Here is a 17,393-nt window from a genome sequence, read left to right as displayed (position 1 = left end):
ATCCAGTCCTCTCACTCCAAGGAGCACGACGTGAGCACGGTCATCTATACGGCCGCCGACGGCACCGTCACCGAGATCGACGGACGACCCGGCGACTCGATCATGGAGACCGCCGTCCGTAACGGCGTGCCGGGCATCGTCGGCGAGTGCGGTGGCAGCCTCTCGTGCGCCACCTGCCACGTGTTCGTCGCGCCCGAGACCCTCGAGCTCGTCGGCGGCCCCGGCGGCCTCGAGGATGAGATGCTCGACGGCACCGCGGTCGAGCGCGCCCAGAACTCGCGGCTCTCCTGCCAGATCCGTCTCCAGGAGGGTTGCGAGTACCACGTGACCACGCCGAGCGAGCAGCTCTGAGAACGGGACAGCATGGAGACCACACTCATCGTCGGCGCCTGCCAGGCCGGCGTCCAGCTCGCCTCGACGCTGCGCGAGCTCGGCGACGCCGACCCGATCGTCCTGATCGGGGAGGAGGCGCACCGCCCCTACCAGCGCCCACCACTGTCGAAGGGGTGGCTCAAGGGCGAGCTGCAGCCCGACGACGTGATCCTGCGCACACGGGAGTGGTTCGCCGACCGCGGCATCGAGCTCATCACGGGCGATCGGGTCGTCACCATCCACCGGACTGCCGACGGGTCGGGAACGGCGACCAGCGAGGGTGGCCGCACCATCCCGTTCACGCGACTCGCGCTCACGACCGGCGCGGCCGTGCGCCGGCTGCCGATCGAGGGCACCGACTTCCACGGCGTCCATTACCTGCGCGACGCCGACGACGTGCTCTCCCTCGAGCCGGCGCTGCGCGAGCCCGACGTGCACCGGGTCGTGGTGATCGGCGGCGGCTTCATCGGACTCGAGGTGGCCGCGGCATCCCGAGCCCTCGGCAAACACGTGACCGTCCTCGAGGCCGCGCCACGACTCATCGGCCGGGTCGTCGCCGAAGAGACCAGCGCCTTCTACCTCGCCGCGCACCGGCGCCGCGGCACCGAGGTCGTCCTGGACGCGCGCATCGCGCGCATCGTCGGCGACGACGCCCACGTCGCCGGTCACCGCGGATCCGTCACCGGCGTCGAGCTCGCCGACGGCACCGTGGTCGCCGCCGACCTCGTCGTGATCGGCATCGGCGTGATCCCACGCGTCGAGCTCGCCGAACAGCTCGGCCTCGAGGTGACCGGCGGCATCGTCGTCGACGAGGCGTGCCGTACGTCGGACGGCCGCACCGTCGCGGCAGGCGACTGCACCCTCATGCCCAACCCCTACCCGCTCGGGGTCGGCGGACTCGTACGCATCGAGAGCGTCAACAACGCACTAGAGCAGGCGAAAGTCGCTGCGGGCACGCTGCTCGACCGCCCGGGCGCCTACTCGTCGGTGCCCTGGTTCTGGTCCGACCAAGCCGACCTCAAGCTGCAGATCGCCGGCCTGTCGACCGGATACGACCAGGTGATCGTGCGCGGCGAGCCGGATTCCGAGAAGTTCGGGGTGCTGTACTACCGCGACGGACGCCTCATCGCCGCCGACTGCGTCAACCACCCCGCCGAGTTCATGGCCATCAAGCACGCGCTCATGAAGGGCCTCACCATCCCGCCCGCGGCAGCCGCCGACACCTCCGTCCCGCTCAAGCAGTCCGCCGTCGATGCGGCTGCGCCCCTCGCATCATCCACGCCCATCGCACTCTGAGGTGAAACACATGACCCTGCAGACCGTCCACCCCGTCGACACCTCACCGATCGCGGCCGACGACAGCGACGGCGACCTCGACCCGATCTGGCGGGCGATCGTATCCGAGTCGCGCGCCCGGTCGAACGACATCCACCTGCCGATCTCGTTCGCCTACGCCCAGCGGCTCTGCGATGCGTATCCGGACGCCGATGCGCTCGTCGTGCGCGTCGCGATCCTGCTGCACGACACCGGCTGGGCACGCGTCGACGAGTCCCGCATCCTCACCGAAGGCTTCGCCGGCGACTGGCGAAAAGCCGACGTGCGCTTCGAGCACGAGCGGCACGGCTGCGACATCGCCCGGGAGGTTCTGCCGCCGCTCGGCTACGACGAGGAGTTCGTCACGAAAGTCACCACCATCATCGACGGCCACGACACGCGACCAGAGTCGCGGTCGCTCGAAGACTCGCTCGTGCGTGACGCCGACCGCCTCTGGCGATTCACTCCCACTGGCATCGCGCTCGCCTCCAGCTGGTTCGGGCTCACGCCCGCGGAGTACTGCCGCCGCCTGCGCGCCGAGATCGTGCCCGAGCTCCTCACCGACGCAGCCGTGCAGATGGCCGAGACCGACCTCGCGCGCTCCGAGATGCTGCTGAAGACGGAGCAGCTGGCATGAGTACGGTGACGCAGAGCACGCTCGCCGCCGGGCACGCCGATGCCGCCGCGGCGTTGCCGTACCGGCACGTCGACGACGTGTTCATCGAAGGGGCCTATCGGCCGTCGTCGGGACAGCGCCGCAGCGAGGTGACCGATCCCGCGACCGGCGCCGTGTGGGCGTCCGTGCCGATCGCGTCCGACGGCGACGTGGATGCCGCCGTCGCCGCGGCCCGCGGCGCGTTTCCCGGCTGGAGCGGGCTGGCGCCGTCAGAACGGGCACGCCGCATGATCGCCATGGCAGACGCCGTCGAACGCCGCGGCGAGCCGCTCGCCGTCACGAACAGCCTGGAGAACGGATCGCCAATCGCCGAGACCTCACGCGCGGCATCCAACGCTGCGGGCATCCTGCGCTACTTCGCATCGCTCGCGGAGTATCTCGAGAAGGAGGACATGCGTATCGCACCTCTCGACCCCACGCTCGAGACGAGCGTGCACCGCGATCCCATCGGAGTGTGCGCGCTCATCGCACCGTGGAACTTCCCCATCAACCTCGTCGTGATCAAGCTCGCGCCAGCGCTCATCGCAGGCTGCACCGTGGTGATCAAACCCGCCTCGCCGACACCGCTGTCGATCCGCTTCATCGTCGACGCGGCCGCCGAAGCGGGCATCCCACAGGGCGTGATCAACCTCGTCACCGGCGACGGTGCGGTCGGCGACCGCCTGGTGCGGCACCCGGGTGTGGACAAGGTCGCCTTCACCGGATCGACACCAGTCGGCCGGCGCATCGCCGCAGTGTGCGGCGAACTGCTGCGGCCGGTCACCCTCGAACTCGGCGGCAAGTCGTCGGCGATCGTCCTGCCCAATGCCGACCTCGACGACATGGGAGGTGTGCTCCTCCGCAGCTGCCTGCGCAACACGGGCCAGACCTGCTACATCTCGACGCGCATCATCGCAACGCCCGAGCGCTACGAAGACGTGGTGGCCCTCGCGGCGTCCACCGTCTCGACCGCCGTGCTCGGCGACCCGCTCGACTCGTCCACGGTGTTCGGTCCCGTCGCCACGTCAGCTCAGCGCGACATCGTACGCGGCTACATCGACGTCGCGATCGAGGAGGGCGCACGCGTGGTCGCCGGCGGTGACGTGCCGCCGCCGTTCGAGCGCGGATCGTGGATCGTGCCCACCGTGTTCGCCGACGTCGACCCCGGCATGCGCATCGCCCGCGAGGAGATCTTCGGCCCGGTCATCACGGTGCTGTGCGCCAGGGACGTTGACGATGCCGTGACGATCGCGAACAACACGTCCTTCGGACTCGGGGGGATCGTATTCGGCGCCGACGAGGACGCTGCATTCGCGGTCGCTCGGCGCATAGACACCGGATCGGTCGGAATCAACTTCTTCGCTTCCAACCATGCGGCCCCGTTCGGCGGACGCCACGACTCGGGCCTCGGCGTCGAATACGGCATCGAAGGACTCAACGCGTACCTCACCCCACAGTCCGTGCACCGCCGGACCCGCTGACCACCGACCCCCGCGCAAACTCGCTTCCACTGGACGGAAGAAGATGGTGGCCGGGCACGCGCGGTCGGGTTTCGCCGTGAACGGCTCATGGCGCACTAAGCCTCGATCCACCGATTTGCCTGGGGGTTGAGGGGGTGCCGTGACGCGGAAATGCCCCTCGGATCAGGGAAAATAGAGCTTGTCTAAGGTTCTAGTTCCCAGAAACGAGAGGCATCTCGTAGGTGCAATTCAAGCATGCTCCCGCTGCCGTGTCTGCGGTGTTCGATGATCCGAATCTTGTGTCGGCCGCGGGGCTGGTCCCGATGCTCCGCCTCGCCCGTTCCGCGGGCCTCGACGAGCTCGCCCAGTCGCGGTTGACCGTCCCGACGGACAGGGGCGCGAACGCCGGCGGCAAGGTGATGGCGCTGGTCGCGGGCATGCTCACCGGGGCGGACTCGATCGACGACATGAACGTGCTGCGTCACGGCGGGATGGGCAGGCTGTTCGATCGGACGTATGCCCCGTCGACGCTGGGATCGTTCCTGCGCGAGTTCCGGTTCGGACACGTCCGCCAACTCGACGCCGTCGCCTCCCGAACTCTCGTCGCGCTCGGCTCGACTGCACCACTGCTGCAGGCCTCGCCCCACGAGCGGGTGATGGTCGACCTGGACGACACGATCATCGAGGTCCACGGATACCAGAAGCAGGGCGCGTCGTTCGGGTACTCCGGCGTCCGTGGACTGAACGCACTCATCGCCACCGCCAGCACCTCGGCCTCGGCGCCGGTGATCCTGGGTCAGCGGTTGCGGCAGGGGAAGACCGGCTCCCCGAAGGGCGCCGCCAGGATCGTCGGGGACGCTCTCGCCACCCTTCGCCGCATGCCCTCCGGAAGCACCGTCCGGCCGTTGTGCGCGCCGACTCCGCGTTCTACGGTCACGCCACCGTCGGCACGGCGATCAAGGCCGGTGCGGAGGTGTCCGTGACCGTTCGGATGGACCCCGCGGTGAAGACGGCGATCTCCTCGATCCCCGACGACGGATGGGAGACGATCGAGTACACCGACGCGATCCGCGACGAGACCGCGGGCCGGTGGATATCGAAGGCAGAGGTCACCGAGGTGCCCTTCATCGCGTTCCGGTCACGAAAGATCACCGAGCGGGTCGAAGGGCGACTGGTGGTGCGGCGGATCCCGGACCTGAACCCGAACAAGGTGGAGCAGCCGACACTGTTCAATACCTACCGGCACCACGCGTTCTTCACCACCACCGACAAGACCACGATGGGCACCGTCGCAGCGGACAAGACCCACCGCGGCCACGCCATCATCGAACAGGTCCACGCCGACCTGAAGGGCGGGCCACTCGCTCACCTGCCCTCCGGGGTGTTCACCGCGAACAGCGCCTGGCTCGTCCTCGCCGTGATCGCGTTCAACCTCACCCGCGCTGCCGGGCTGACCGCCGACCGAGCCGGTCGGCTCGCCAGAGCGACGGCCGCGACGATCCGCCGCACCCTCATCACCATCCCGGCGCGGCTGGCACGCTCCGCGCGCCGGATCACGCTGCACCTGCCCGAGGCCTGGCCCTGGCAGACCGCGTTCGAGCGGCTCTTCACGGCAACCCACGCGCCGCCACCAGCCACGGCCAGCTGACCACCGCCGCGACGACGGCACGACCAAGGACCCAGTGGACGACCGGGATGAGACGCCCGGAACTCGCCCCTGCCCGCGGCGGGTCACCCCACGCCGATCAGGCCGACGCCACCCGCCGAGGGCTCATCGGTGGATCGAGGCTAAGTGACCTGCGGCGTCGGTGGTCAGCGCGTATGCGCGAATCTGCGCCCCGCCTCGGTACAGGTTGTACCGAGGTCGGTGCTCATCAGCAACGCGGCGTTATCGGTCGTCGCACCGAACATGGTGCCGTCCAGTATTCAGTGAGAGCATGAAAGTGACGTGTCCCTGCGAAGGCTATTGACTGCTAACTGCCGGCAGCGTCGTCGCTTCGGATGGCCCGATCAGGCCCGCCACCGCGAGCACTGAGGATCCCGACGATCTACAGGACCGCGATGACCCGCGCTGAGCGTTCCACGGGGCGGTTACGTACGAGGTTCACCACGGCGATGCTCAGCAGCGCCACCGAGCCGACGAGGCTGGTCTTGGTGTCCTCCGTGCTCACGTGCACCTCCCGATTCGCGGGCTCCGGATCACTGGTCGCCGCCGAGGAACCGAACTCCGCTGTCGTCCGCCACGGAGATCTCTCCCGACGAGGTGAGAGCGACCGCCTGCGCCTGACCGTTCGCACTGCCAACCTCGGACCACGATACGGCGGCGTCCGCGCTGGTCCAGATCGTGCCCTCGACATCGACTCCGACCAGTGTCGAGTGGTCGGGGGATGCCGACAGCAGATACAGCGCCGGAGCATCCGCGACAGGCGCGAAGGTGACTGCGCCGTCCACGCTGAACATGACCCCGCCGGGGGTGGTCGCGTAGACGGTGCCGGTGTCGTCGACGGTGAGCGCGTACGCGGAGATGTTCGCGCCCGCTGCAGTCCAGGTCGAACCGCCGTCGGTGCTGGTCAGAACGGCCGGCTCATCGGTGGAGAGCCCGTACAGGGTGCCGTCGCGCCCGGCGGTCAGGGCGTGGAAGTCCTTCTCGCTCGTGTACGCGATGGGGGACCAGGTCTGGCCGGCGTCGTCGCTGCGGATGATGCCGAGGTGCGGCGACCCCCACTCCGCGGGGGTGTTCGAGCCGGGGTGGCCGGACGCGACGAACGCGTCGCCGGTGACGGCGAGACCCATCGCGTCGAACTGGTACCCGCCGATCGGGTCCCCGATGCCGCCGTCGGCATCGACCGGGAGGAGCCCGTCATGGGTGCCGAGGATCGTGGTGCCGGTGGCCGGGTCGGTGATGATCGCGTGGACGTGGGTGGATAGGGCGGACGAGTGGTCATCGGCCGTGGTCGCGGTGGTCTGTGCGGTGCAGGCGGTGAGGGTGAGGGTGGCGACAGCGGCAAGCGCCACCGCCGCGCGAACGCGGAAGTGCATGGGGTTTCTCTCAATCAAAGTGAAGGGGTAGTGCCGAATCGGCGAAGACCAGGTGTGCCCGGACAGGTCGGGCACACCCCTCACGTACGACTAATCGAAAGCGCCGTCAGATCCGGCGAGTTGGGGCGCGCACTCGCGCGCATCGCGCCCACAAGTCGGCTGACGACCATTGGGGCGGCGCCGATGCGTACCTCTCTCGGCAAGGTTCGGGCTGCTAGGAGCACGATCAGGATCAGCGCGGTCACGCACATCGCCGCGACATCAGGGCTGCCCGTGGTCGCGCAGCCCGCGCAGTCGGCGCTGAGACCACCCGGCGCCGACAACGGCGACGGCGCGGCTGCGGATGCTGACATGTTAGCGGCGTCGTGGCCGACCGCTGCCGAGTCAACCGCGATCAGCGTCGACATTGATCCCGCGTGCACTGTCGGCGACCCAGTCCATAGGGCGTGCATGCCGACGAGGCCGGCCATGAGCAGTGACACCACGACCACGGTGAACCACCGGCGTGTGGCGCTGTCGCCACCCGCTGTGTTCGACCTCTCGTTTATCCGCTGCCCTTTCGGCACCCGGCAATCCTAACGCCCGCCAGGCGGGCGCGGACTACGTGGCGTCGATGACGCCCGTCATGCCGGGGGCTTCGTGGTCGCGCTCATCGACCTCCACGCGCTGGTGGGCATTCCCGTGCCGGCCGCGTGGCGCAACACGGCCGATCCGCAGGAGTTCGTGTGGATCCGAGAGTTCCGGAGTGCCGAGACGGTGGAGGAGCAGGAGCGCGAGTTCTTCAGCACGCCCGAGCGGATCGCGCTGGGCGATGTGCGCGGGACCTACGTCGAGAGCCTGCAGGTGCGGGTGTTGGAACCAATGGAGGTGCAGTGATGATCGAGAGCAATCTGCCGCAGGGCATCGCCCTGGCCGGTGACCTCACGGGTGAGGATATCGGTGCGTGGTCGGACGAACTTATGGCCGATTTCGAGGCCCACGCGATGGACGGGAACGTCGGTTCCCGGCTGCTGAGCGAGAACGAGCGGGTCCGGGTGTGGGAGATCCGACTCCAGCCGGGGCAGCGCTGGCACGCGCACCGTCACGTGCTCGACTACTTCTGGACGGCCGTGACGCCGGGGCGCAGCCTCCAGCACACCGCGGACGGCACCACTCGCGAGGTGGAATACGCGCAGGGTACGACCAAGCACTACACCTTCGGCAAGGGGGAGTACCTCCTGCACGACATCCAGAACATCGGCGACAACGAGCTGATCTTCACGACCGTCGAGCACCTCGACAGTGCGAACGCCCCGTTGCCGATACGTCTGCCGCAAGCCTTATGAGGGGGTCGCAGATGGTCGTCGACGGCGGCATCACCGCGGTCTGACGACCACCCCGGGCTACGCCTACTGCCGCTTCGCGCGATCGACGGCCTGCGTGAGCTTCCATGCGGCGGGGATGAGGAGGGCGGCGAAGCCGGCCTTGATGAGACCCGGGACGATGAACGGCAGGACGCCCGCGGCCATCACGCTCTCGAGGCTGATCTCCTGCCCGAGCACGGTGGCCAGGATCAGTGCCATGTAGGGGACTCCGATGAGGAAGGGGATCGCCGTAGCGGCGGCGAATCCTACGAAGGCGAGGATCGGGTTGCGATCCCAGGCCCGCTCGGCGAACCAGCCCGCGACGAAGGCGGCGGGGATGAAGCCGATGATGAAGCCGAACGACGGCGAGAGAACATAGGCGGGGCCGGCAGCGATGCCTGCGAACACCGGAAGACCGGCGAGACCGGCGAGCATGTAGGTCGTCAGGGCCGCGGCGCCGCGGCGAGCTCCGAGGGCGGCACCGACGACTATGACGCCGAGAGTCTGGCCGGTGATCGGCACGGGACCGATGAAGAACGAGACCTTTGCCAGCAGCGCGACGACGAGCGCCCCGGTGATCACAAGCCCGGCATCGACGGCGAACGCCCGCGCGCGGCTCGAGGGGCGGGCGATGAGGTCTGCAAGCACGCGACGTTGCGGGGTGGTGACGAGAGACATGGTGCTCTCCTTTCGTGGTGGTGGGGGTTCGAGAGGGCGCGGTCAGCCGGCCCGGGCGGCGAGCAGCTCGGCGACGAAAGCGGTGTTGAAGTGACCGTGCGAGAACTTCGTGCTGCGAAGGATCTCTTTGTGGAAGTCGGCGGTGGTGATGATGCCCTCGACGACCAGCTCGTCGAGGGCCCGAATCGCCCGCTCGATCGCCTCATCGCGGTCGTTGCCCCAGCAGATGAGCTTGCCGATCATGGAGTCGTAGAACGGGGGGATCGCGTAACCGGCCTGCACGTGCGAGTCCAGCCGCACCCCGAAGCCGCCAGGTGCGCGGAAGGCGCCGACAACCCCAGGGCTGGGGGCGAAGCCGTTCTGGGGGTCTTCGGCATTGATGCGGCACTCGATGGCGTGGCCGTCCAGGCGCACGTCGGCCTGGGTCAGCGTGATCGGCTGTCCGCCGGCGATCTGCAACTGCATCTTGATGAGGTCGAGTCCGGTGACCATCTCGGTCACCGGGTGCTCGACCTGGATGCGGGTGTTCATCTCGATGAAGTAGTACTTGCTATCGATGTTGTCGAAGACGAACTCGACTGTCCCAGCGTTCCGGTAGCCGACCTCGCGGCACAGGGCCGTTGCGGCCTCCGAGAGACCCCGGCGCAGGGTGTCATCCAGCACCGGCGACGGAGACTCCTCGATCAGTTTCTGGTTGCGTCGCTGCGCCGTGCAGTCGCGTTCGCCCAGGTGCAGGACGGTCTCGCCATCGGAGAGCACCTGGATCTCGATGTGACGGATGTCGGTGAGGTAGCGCTCGATGTAGACGGAGGGGTCGCCGAACGCGGTCTCGGCCTCGGACATGATCTCGCCGAGGTCGCGCTCAAGCGTCTCCGCTGTCTCGACGACCCGCATGCCGCGACCACCGCCGCCGGCCGCCGCCTTGATCAGCATGGGATACCCCACCTCGTTCGCGATGGCGAGCGCCTCGCGGTACTCGCTGACCGCGCCCACGGATCCGGGGACGGTGGGAACGCCCGCGCGTCGGGCGATCTTCTTCGCCTCGATCTTGTCGCCCATGCGCCGGATCACATCGGATGCCGGGCCGACGAAGGTGACGCCTTCGTCTTCGCAGAGGGCCGCGAAGTCGGCGTTCTCCGACAGGAACCCGTAGCCGGGGTGGATCGCATCCACCTTGTAGGCGAGCGCGGCGCTGATCACGGCCTGCGCGTTGCGGTAGCTCTGGGCCACCTGAGCCGGGCCGATGCAGACCGCTTGATCGGCGAGCTGCACGGGCAGGGACTGCGCGTCCGCCTCGGAGTAGGCGAGCACGCTCTTGATCCCCAGCTCTTTGCAGGCCCGGATGACGCGCAAAGCGATCTCGCCGCGGTTGGCGATGAGGACGCTCTTCAGCGGCTCAGTCATTGCGCGTGATGACCATCAGCGGCTGCCCGTACTCGACCGCCTGCTCATTGTCGACGAGGATGCGCGAGATGGTGCCCGCGACCGATGCCTCGACGTTGTTCATCAGCTTCATGACCTCGACGATGCACAGCACCGACCCCACGTCGACCTGATCGCCGACACTGACGAAGGCGGGCGCACCGGGCTTGGGCGAGGCGTAGAACATGCCGACCATCGGGGCCTTGACGAGCACCTCGTTCGGGCCGAGCTCGTCTCCGGCGGGCGTCGCGGCTGCGGGCGGAGCCGCGACCACGGGGGCAGCCGGTGCGGGGGCTGGAGCCGGTGCTGCCGCGACCGGTGCAGGGGCGACCGGCGTCGGCGCTGCCGCCACGCCGGCCTTCGAGCCCGTCGACTGCCGGTCGCGGGAGATGAACAGGTCCACGTCGCCGAAGGTGATCGACAGCTCGCGAACGTCGTCGGTCATGTTGACCCAGTCGATGATCGCTCGCAGCTCGGCGAGGTCGGGTGAGTTATGCGACATTTTCGCTGTCTCCTCTTTCGATGCGAATGGTGAGTTCTCCGGCGCGCAGCGTCCGCGTCCCGGTTGGGAGCTTCTGGTAAAGCGTCTTGATGAGTGAGAGATAGGGGCCGAATGTCTCGTCGGGGTTCCCGCCCGCAGCGACGGTCCGCTTCATCTCGTCCACCTGCGAGCCGGCGAACATCGCGCGCAGCAGCAGTGTGTCGATGTCCTCGTCCGGGTACTGCTCGCGCAGAGTCGGAAGCATCGGCGGGATGGATGCCGGCGGCTCCAGCGGGATGTCGGAGGGGCCGTTCGCGATGATCTTCTCGCGGATCTCGGGGTCGATCTCCGCGAGCAGCTCGCCGTAGTAGCCGAGGGCGTACTTCTTGATCTCGTTCGGCACGGCGGAGTACCGGTCGCCGGTGATGACGTTCATGACCGCCTGCACCCCGACAAACTGCGCGAACGGCGTGATCATGATCGGGTAGGCGAGCTCGTTGCGGACTCGCGCGACCTCGACCAGCAGATCGTCGTAACGTTCGGACAGGCCCGCCGTCTCCAGCTGCGAACGGAAGTTGGCGAGCATGCCGCCGGGGATCTGGTGCATGTAGTGCATGCCGTTGTACTCGACGGGTGCGCCGAGGGGTTTGCCCTCGGTCTCGGCGATCGTGACCAGCTCGCGGCTGACGGCATCCACCTCATCGAGATCGACGTTCACCTGATACCCGAGTGCCCGCAGATCGCGGACGAGGGTCTGTGTCGAGGGCTGCGCGTTCCCGGTTGCCAACGGCCAGATGGAGGTGTGGATCTGGTCCGCGCCGAGCTCGACCGCTTCGAGATAGACGAGCGGTGCGAGTCCGGTCAGCGAATGGGTGTGCACCTCGAGGGTGCGATCGCCGATGGCCTCCTTCAGCGCCGGCACGAGCGTACGGATGCGGTCAGGGGTCAGGAGCCCCGCCGCGTCCTTGAGCATGATCGCGTCGACGTCTGCTCGTTCGATGAGCTCGCGCGCCTTCGTGACGAAGAGCTCGTCGGTGTGCACGGGGCTCTCGGAGAACGAGACCGCACCGAAGGTCGACGCGCCGAGCTCCTTGGCCCGGATCAGTCCCGGAACGATGTTGTCCATGTCGTTCAGGCCGTCGAAGGAGCCGATGACCCGGAAGCCGTTCGCGTAGAGCCGCTCGACCCAGGCCATGATCACGTCGTCCGGGAGGAAGTCGAACGCGGCGATGTTGCGCGAGCGGATCAGGGCCCGCAGCTTCGTGTGGGGCATGTGCTCGTGCGCGAGCCGCACCCGCTCCCACGGGTCTTCCTTGAGGTAGCGGACGGCGACATCGAACTGGATGGGTGCGACCAGGTCGACTTGCTCGAAGCCGGCGCGGTCGTAGTGCTCGGCCATCGCGATGATGTGGTCGGTGCGCATCCGTGTCGCCCACAGACTCTGGTGTCCGTCGCGCAGGGAAGTCTCGACGATCTTGATCTCCCGGCGACTGTTCGCCGGCCTTCCGCCCCCGCTCATCACCGAGGTGATGGACTCCGTGTTGGTCGGTGACATGACTTCCCCTGCTCGTTGATGTCGGCTGTCCGACCGGGCTCGAGAAGACCTCTCCGCATCGGAATCGCGAGAATTCCGATGGCTGTGCCCCGTCGCGTCACTGACAATACGCGCGTCAGAAGCAAAAGCAACTACAGTACTTTGCGTGGAGCGCAAAGTAGAACCCATCCAGTCTGTCAGCCGTGCGCTGACACTCATGTCGCTCGTGCTGGACGAAGGATCAGTGAACGTTACGGAGGCGGCCGCGGCACTCGATGTCAACGTGTCGACGGCTTATCGGCTGCTCGCGACATTGGCGATGCAGGACTTCGTGGAGCGCGGTGCGGACAAGCGTTACTCGGTCGGACCCGCGCTACGCGTCGACCACGCGGCCTTCCCTCAGCCTTCACTCGTCATGCGCCTCCGCCCCGCGCTGGAGCGACTGTTCGAGCGCACGGACGAGACCGTCCACATCGCAACGCTGGCAGGGACGCAGATCCAGCATCTGGACGGAATCGAAGCGACGTCGCACTCGCTGCGGTTCGGCCTGCGGGTCGGCGTCTGGCTGCCGGCCCACCGCACATCCGCGGGAAAGGCGCTGCTGGCTGAGCTGACGGATGAGGAGATCGATGCGCGCTACCGCATGGCGATGGCCAGCCCCCGTCGTGGTCGCGTCGACGTCGATCTGGAGTCGCTGCACGAGCAGATCGCCGACGTGCGCGAGACGCGGATCGGATGGAACTTCGAGGAGAGCGAGCCGGGGATCGCCGCGATGGCGATCGCCACGGGAGACCTGGGTGGCCAGCGTGCCGCGATCAGCATCTCGATGCCGATCGCGCGCTTCACGCGCGACAAGGGCGAGCGGTGGGCGGCGGAGCTGATCGACCTCGTCGACAGTCTGTCGGGCGTATGACGACGAGGCGGCTCAGGGTCCCACCGGAACAATTTCTATCGATCGCACGGCACCACTGTCGAGAGTGTGCCCGACCGTGCACAGGTGCTCAATAGCTCGCTGCGCGCGGGCGACGAGTGCGGCGGATTCTTCCGCGGACAGGGCGCTCATGTCGGCTGCAATCGTGGCTCGAATCGCGTCGTAGCGGTTCTCATCGTCGTGGGCGCTGCCGTCGACGCCGACCTTCGTCGCGTAGACGCTGACCTTCGCAAGGAAGTCGGACCCGAGTCTTCTTGCCAGTGTGTGGTCTGCCGAAAGACTTGCGCACGCGGCAAGGGCGAGTTGCAGCAGCTCGCCGGGCGCGAACGCCCCAGCCGTCCCCGGTGTGCTCACCCGCAACTGCGCGCCGCGGTCATTGCGCGCGAGGTAGTCGTGGGTTCCGACACGTTCGAGACCGAGTGCCGGTGTGGGATCGAACATGACTTTCCTTCCATGGTCTTGGGCTTGGCGGTTCACTCGTAGTCACGCGATTCCTGTTGTGAGCCTTTCAACCGCTTGGAGGGCAGCGAAGATGCTCTGCTCATCGACTCTCTTCGGTGCGTTCCTCGTATGAGGGGCAGTCATCGTCGCCGCTGCAATCGCGTGCAGCGTTTCATCGCTGGATTCTGTGTCCAGATGCGACAGGGAGCGAGGTAGTCGAGCCTCCTCGAGGAAGGAAAGAAGCTCGCCGAGGTCGGTGTCGGAGACCCCCTCCATCGTGAGCTGCACGAGCAACCCGTACGCGACCTGTTCGCCATGCAAACGTTGAGAGGCTCCGGGTGTTGCCATGAGCCCGCGCGTGACAGCGTGGGCAATGGAGAGGCCTCCGTTTTCGAATGCCAGCGCGGAGAGAAGTACGACAGCCTCGATGGTCTCCTCAAGCGCTCGCGTTGATCGCCCCGTCGTCAGGTCGTTGAGCGCCGATACGGCGGATGCGCGGAGTATTCGGTGGCAGCCTTCGGCGATGATCAACGCAGAAGCAAGCGGTCGCGTTCCCTGCATGCTGATGCCCTCTGCGGCCGCGCAGGCCTTCGCTTCGGCATACTTGGCCAGGGCATCACCGATTCCGGCGGATAGGAACCGCGCTGGCGCGGCCGCGATCACCTCTGTGTCCACAACCACGCATGCGGGGTTCTGCTGCATCTTGGCAACCTCGCTCAGCTGATGCTGCTCGTCATAGATGGCAATCACGCGGCTGGCGGGGCTGTCGTTGCTGGCGATGGTCGGGACAGTGACGATCGGCAGACAAAGAGAGTGGGCGATCCCTTTTGCGATGTCGATCGTCTTGCCACCGCCAGCGCCAACCACGAAGTCGGGGGCGGATGACCGGACTCGGTGGGCTTCAGCGGTGATCGCCGCGATGGTGACTTCGCCACCTACTGCGGACATGTCTGCGCGGATGCCGCTCCTGCTCAGCGCTGCCTCCAAACGAGGCGCGAATGCGGCGAAGAGTTGTGCGTCGACCATGACCGCGCACCGCGCGCCGAGGTGCCGCGTGTAGTCGCCGATTCGGTCAGTAGCCCCCCAGCCCTGCACATACCGTGATACGGCGGCGAAGACTCGATCATCAGACATTGATGTCCTCTGGGGCGCCGTATGCCATATACCCGCCATCAACAGGGAGGACTGCGCCGCTGATGAACGCGGCTTCATCCGAGGCGAGGTAGGCCAGCGCCGCAGCCACGTCTTGGGGCGTGCCCATCCGGCCAGCAGGGGTCCGCCGCAGGACTGCAGTCGCATCGAGTCGCCCTGCGGAGATCAGCTCGTCCGTCATCGGGGTGCGGATGTATCCCGGTGCGACCGCGTTCACGCGGATCCCCCACGGGCCCCATTCGCTGGCAAGCGTCCGCGTGAGCATCGTCACCGCGGCCTTGGATGCGGAATACGCGGCACGGCGAGGAAGTCCGATCACTCCGGCAATCGAACTCAGCGTGAGGATTACGCCACCACCGTTCGCCTTCATGATCGGGGCAACCGTGCGTGCTGCGAAGAATGTGCCTGACAGGTTGACGTCGATGATGCGTTGCCAGTGGTCCAATGAGCGCGTCACCGTGTCGCCCGCGCCTTCAGCTACGCCCGCACTCGTGACGAGAATGTCAATCCTGTCGACGTCGCGAACCGCGCTCAAGATGGACTGCTCATCGGATACGTCCGCCTGAACGCCGGAATGTCCGGCGCCGAGCTCCGTCAGCGTTTCTGCGATACCAGCGGCGTCCCGATCGCAGACGATGACTCTTGCCCCGCGAGAGGCCATGAGAACCGCCGTCTCACGGCCGAGCCCACTGCCCGCCCCCGTGATCAGCGCAGTTCGTCCGCTGAGTTCCTTGCCGCCGCGGCTCTGGTTAGACGCCATCGAGCACTGCCCTCGTGATGCGATCCTGGTCCATTCCATACATGCGTTCCATATGCGCCTGAGACCCGCACTCGTAAAAGCGGTGGGCAATACCGATCTTCACGATCGGGCGTTGGATGCCGGCTGAATGCAGGGCTTCGAGGACAGATGTTGACAGCCCGCCGGTCGTCTGGTGGTTTTCGACGACGACGAGGCGTTCGACTTCGGCGGCGAAGCCCGCGACCGTCTCCACGTCAAACGGCTTGATCGTCGGCACATGCAGCACACCAGCCGAGAGGCCGCGCTCTTGGGCGATGTCTGCGGCGACGAGGGCGCGTTGTGTCATGAATCCTGTGCTGATGACTCCGACCGACGATCCCGACCGCAACTGCCTTGCCACACCGAACTTGAAGGTGTATTCCTTTCGGTCGAACACTGTCGGGACCTTACCGCGAAGGCTACGTACGTAGACCGTGCCCGGAATGTCCGCGACAGCCTCCACGACCTGACGGAGCTCGGTTGCGTCGCAGGGGTCGATGATGCTCAAGCCTGGGATCATTCGAAGCGTGGCGATGTCGTCGGTGGCCTGGTGCGTCGCGCCGTAGGGGTTCATGAGGCCCGGCATGCCGGCGAAGATCTTCACATTCGCACCGCTGTGCGCGCAGGCAATCTGGAGGAAGTCCAGCGCGCGCCGCACGATGAAGACCGAGTACGACGTGCAATACGCGATCTTCCCGGTTTTCGCCAGGCCCGCAGCGATGAGCAGCAGGTTCCCTTCGGCCATTCCCACGTTGAAGAACCGGTCGGGGTGGGTATCACGGAATGGTCCCATGTCGCTGAAACGGCCCATGTCCGCTGTGAGTCCGACGACTTCAGTGCGTGTCTCGGCGAGCTCAGTGAGCGCGCGGCCGAATGGAGCGAGTTCGTAGGGCCCCTCGACATCAAGGATCTCCCCCATCGCTCCGGCGCGATCGATCGAAGGGCTACGCATTCTCCGCCTCCAATTCCGAGCGCAATGAATTCCATTCATCTGCCCCGACTCGGACGAAGTGAGCTCGTTCGCGCTTCTCCAGCGTGGGGATGCCCTTGCCTGGCGTTGTGCGAAGGACGATCGCCTTCGGGCTCGCGTCCTGATCGCGCAGGCCGTCGAACGCACCCATTAGAGCCGCGACATCATTCCCGTCCACCTCGCGTACGTCCCACCCGAACGCCTCCCACTTCTGCGCGATTGGTTCCATGTGCAGCACGGTTGGACCGTCTGCCTGAATGCCGTTGCAGTCGATCACAGCCACCAGCCGGTCGAGGCCGAAGTTGCTCGCGGCCATCGCCGCCTCCCACGTGGAGCCTTCCTGCAGCTCGCCATCGGAGAGGCAGCAGATCACCCGCGCGGGGCTGTCGTCGAGCCGGGCGCCAAGTGCCATGCCCACCGCTTGCCCCAGTCCCTGGCCGAGCGATCCGCCCGTGATTTCGACACCCGGCACCGAGTCAAATGTGCTCAATGCAAGGGGCGCGCCGTTGAGACCAAAGGAGTCGAGTTGATCCTCTGTCAGGTAACCGATCCTGTGGAGCGCCGCGTACAGCGCGATCGAATAGTGCCCGATGGAGAGTACGAAGCGGTCGCGCTCCGCCCAGCCGGGGTCGGTGGGCTCGTACCGCAGTTCGCGTAGGTAGACCACGGCCAAGAGATCAGCGATGTCCAGGCCTTGGGCGATATAGCCCTCACCCTTGTCAGCGGCCATCCGCAGCATGACGCGTCGGAGTTCGAGTGCCTCGGCCTGTACTTCTGTGATCGAGACGTCGCGGGCGGGACCTGAAATGAGGGTGGGCGGCCC

At 67.0% G+C, this 17,393-nt stretch carries 19 protein-coding genes and 1 pseudogene; 8 read left to right on the top strand and 12 right to left on the bottom strand.

Translation table 11 applies throughout. The features are described 5' to 3' along the window. The first annotated feature begins 30 nt into the window (after positions 1-30). The 5 genes and pseudogenes from ACQVDU_RS06910 to ACQVDU_RS06890 all read left to right on the top strand — a co-directional run bounded on the left by ACQVDU_RS06910 (position 31) and on the right by ACQVDU_RS06890 (position 5,449). A complete protein-coding gene (locus ACQVDU_RS06910; protein ID WP_443476641.1) occupies positions 31-351 on the top strand; it encodes a 2Fe-2S iron-sulfur cluster-binding protein in 321 nt (106 codons plus the stop codon). A gap of 12 nt (positions 352-363) precedes the next feature. After that, positions 364-1,668, top strand: a complete 1,305-nt coding sequence (locus tag ACQVDU_RS06905; protein WP_443476640.1) for an NAD(P)/FAD-dependent oxidoreductase — start codon at positions 364-366, stop codon at positions 1,666-1,668. 10 nt (positions 1,669-1,678) lie between these two features. Then, positions 1,679-2,323: an HD domain-containing protein gene (locus ACQVDU_RS06900; protein ID WP_443476639.1), complete on the top strand. Its 645-nt coding sequence runs from the start codon at positions 1,679-1,681 to the stop codon at positions 2,321-2,323. Continuing rightward, the gene (locus ACQVDU_RS06895; protein WP_443476638.1) at positions 2,320-3,822 is read left to right on the top strand and encodes an aldehyde dehydrogenase family protein; all 1,503 of its coding nucleotides are present in this window, start codon (positions 2,320-2,322) and stop codon (positions 3,820-3,822) included. The genes ACQVDU_RS06900 and ACQVDU_RS06895 overlap by 4 nt, the downstream gene beginning before the upstream one ends. A gap of 221 nt (positions 3,823-4,043) precedes the next feature. Then, positions 4,044-5,449 (top strand): annotated as a pseudogene (locus ACQVDU_RS06890) (IS1380 family transposase). Positions 5,450-5,849: 400 nt separating this feature from the next. Here ACQVDU_RS06890 and ACQVDU_RS06885 read toward each other — a convergent pair. The 3 genes from ACQVDU_RS06885 to ACQVDU_RS06875 form a co-directional block, all read right to left on the bottom strand. After that, positions 5,850-5,972, bottom strand: coding sequence for a hypothetical protein (locus ACQVDU_RS06885; protein ID WP_443476637.1), 123 nt, complete (start codon positions 5,970-5,972; stop codon positions 5,850-5,852). Positions 5,973-6,000: 28 nt separating this feature from the next. Next, complete coding sequence (locus ACQVDU_RS06880; RefSeq protein WP_443476636.1) at positions 6,001-6,840, bottom strand: F510_1955 family glycosylhydrolase; 840 nt, start codon at positions 6,838-6,840, stop codon at positions 6,001-6,003. Positions 6,841-6,920: 80 nt separating this feature from the next. Then, positions 6,921-7,406, bottom strand: coding sequence for a hypothetical protein (locus ACQVDU_RS06875; RefSeq protein ID WP_443476635.1), 486 nt, complete (start codon positions 7,404-7,406; stop codon positions 6,921-6,923). 73 nt (positions 7,407-7,479) lie between these two features. On the opposite strand from ACQVDU_RS06875, the gene ACQVDU_RS06870 reads away from it, so the two are divergent. Both ACQVDU_RS06870 and ACQVDU_RS06865 read left to right on the top strand, forming a co-directional pair. Further along, positions 7,480-7,716, top strand: coding sequence for a hypothetical protein (locus tag ACQVDU_RS06870; RefSeq protein ID WP_443476634.1), 237 nt, complete (start codon positions 7,480-7,482; stop codon positions 7,714-7,716). Continuing rightward, positions 7,716-8,165 (top strand): hypothetical protein, encoded by a 450-nt coding sequence (locus ACQVDU_RS06865; RefSeq protein ID WP_443476633.1) that lies wholly within the window; start codon positions 7,716-7,718, stop codon positions 8,163-8,165. Before ACQVDU_RS06870 ends, ACQVDU_RS06865 begins: the two co-directional genes overlap by 1 nt. A 63-nt stretch (positions 8,166-8,228) precedes the next feature. Here ACQVDU_RS06865 and ACQVDU_RS06860 read toward each other — a convergent pair whose 3' ends face one another. From ACQVDU_RS06860 to ACQVDU_RS06845, 4 genes are read right to left on the bottom strand one after another with little or no spacing between them, the layout of a single operon-like run. Then, on the bottom strand, positions 8,229-8,861 hold the full coding sequence (locus ACQVDU_RS06860; protein WP_443476632.1) for a biotin transporter BioY: 633 nt from the start codon (positions 8,859-8,861) through the stop codon (positions 8,229-8,231). A gap of 42 nt (positions 8,862-8,903) precedes the next feature. Next, a complete protein-coding gene (gene accC / locus ACQVDU_RS06855) occupies positions 8,904-10,265 on the bottom strand; it encodes an acetyl-CoA carboxylase biotin carboxylase subunit (protein ID WP_443476631.1) in 1,362 nt (453 codons plus the stop codon). Beyond that, positions 10,258-10,785, bottom strand: a complete 528-nt coding sequence (gene accB / locus ACQVDU_RS06850) for an acetyl-CoA carboxylase biotin carboxyl carrier protein (protein ID WP_443476630.1) — start codon at positions 10,783-10,785, stop codon at positions 10,258-10,260. Before accB ends, accC begins: the two co-directional genes overlap by 8 nt. Then, entirely contained in the window at positions 10,775-12,319 is a 1,545-nt protein-coding gene (locus tag ACQVDU_RS06845) for a pyruvate carboxylase subunit B (RefSeq protein WP_443476629.1), read from the bottom strand. Before ACQVDU_RS06845 ends, accB begins: the two co-directional genes overlap by 11 nt. 145 nt (positions 12,320-12,464) lie before the next feature. Here ACQVDU_RS06845 and ACQVDU_RS06840 point away from each other — a divergent pair, with 145 nt between their 5' ends. Next, positions 12,465-13,211, top strand: a complete 747-nt coding sequence (locus ACQVDU_RS06840) for an IclR family transcriptional regulator (protein WP_443476628.1) — start codon at positions 12,465-12,467, stop codon at positions 13,209-13,211. A 12-nt stretch (positions 13,212-13,223) separates the two neighbouring features. Here ACQVDU_RS06840 and ACQVDU_RS06835 read toward each other — a convergent pair whose 3' ends face one another. The 5 genes from ACQVDU_RS06835 to ACQVDU_RS06815 are packed head-to-tail and all read right to left on the bottom strand — an operon-like array spanning position 13,224 to position 17,300. After that, entirely contained in the window at positions 13,224-13,670 is a 447-nt protein-coding gene (locus tag ACQVDU_RS06835; protein WP_443476627.1) for an OsmC family protein, read from the bottom strand. A gap of 42 nt (positions 13,671-13,712) precedes the next feature. Then, positions 13,713-14,804 carry a glycerol dehydrogenase gene (locus ACQVDU_RS06830; protein ID WP_443476626.1) on the bottom strand — a complete coding sequence of 364 codons (1,092 nt, stop codon included), beginning with the start codon at positions 14,802-14,804 and terminating at the stop codon, positions 13,713-13,715. Continuing rightward, a complete protein-coding gene (locus ACQVDU_RS06825) occupies positions 14,797-15,582 on the bottom strand; it encodes an SDR family NAD(P)-dependent oxidoreductase (protein ID WP_443476625.1) in 786 nt (261 codons plus the stop codon). The genes ACQVDU_RS06830 and ACQVDU_RS06825 overlap by 8 nt, the downstream gene beginning before the upstream one ends. Beyond that, a complete protein-coding gene (locus ACQVDU_RS06820; protein WP_443476624.1) occupies positions 15,572-16,552 on the bottom strand; it encodes a transketolase family protein in 981 nt (326 codons plus the stop codon). Before ACQVDU_RS06820 ends, ACQVDU_RS06825 begins: the two co-directional genes overlap by 11 nt. Further along, entirely contained in the window at positions 16,545-17,300 is a 756-nt protein-coding gene (locus ACQVDU_RS06815) for a transketolase (protein ID WP_443476623.1), read from the bottom strand. The genes ACQVDU_RS06820 and ACQVDU_RS06815 overlap by 8 nt, the downstream gene beginning before the upstream one ends. Between the last annotated feature and the right edge of the window lie 93 nt (positions 17,301-17,393).

The organism is Microbacterium sp. F2, assembly GCF_052274505.1.
Lineage (GTDB): Bacteria > Actinomycetota > Actinomycetes > Actinomycetales > Microbacteriaceae > Microbacterium.
The sequence above is the reverse complement of the archived record's forward strand: the minus strand, read 5'-3'. Positions and strand labels throughout refer to the sequence as shown.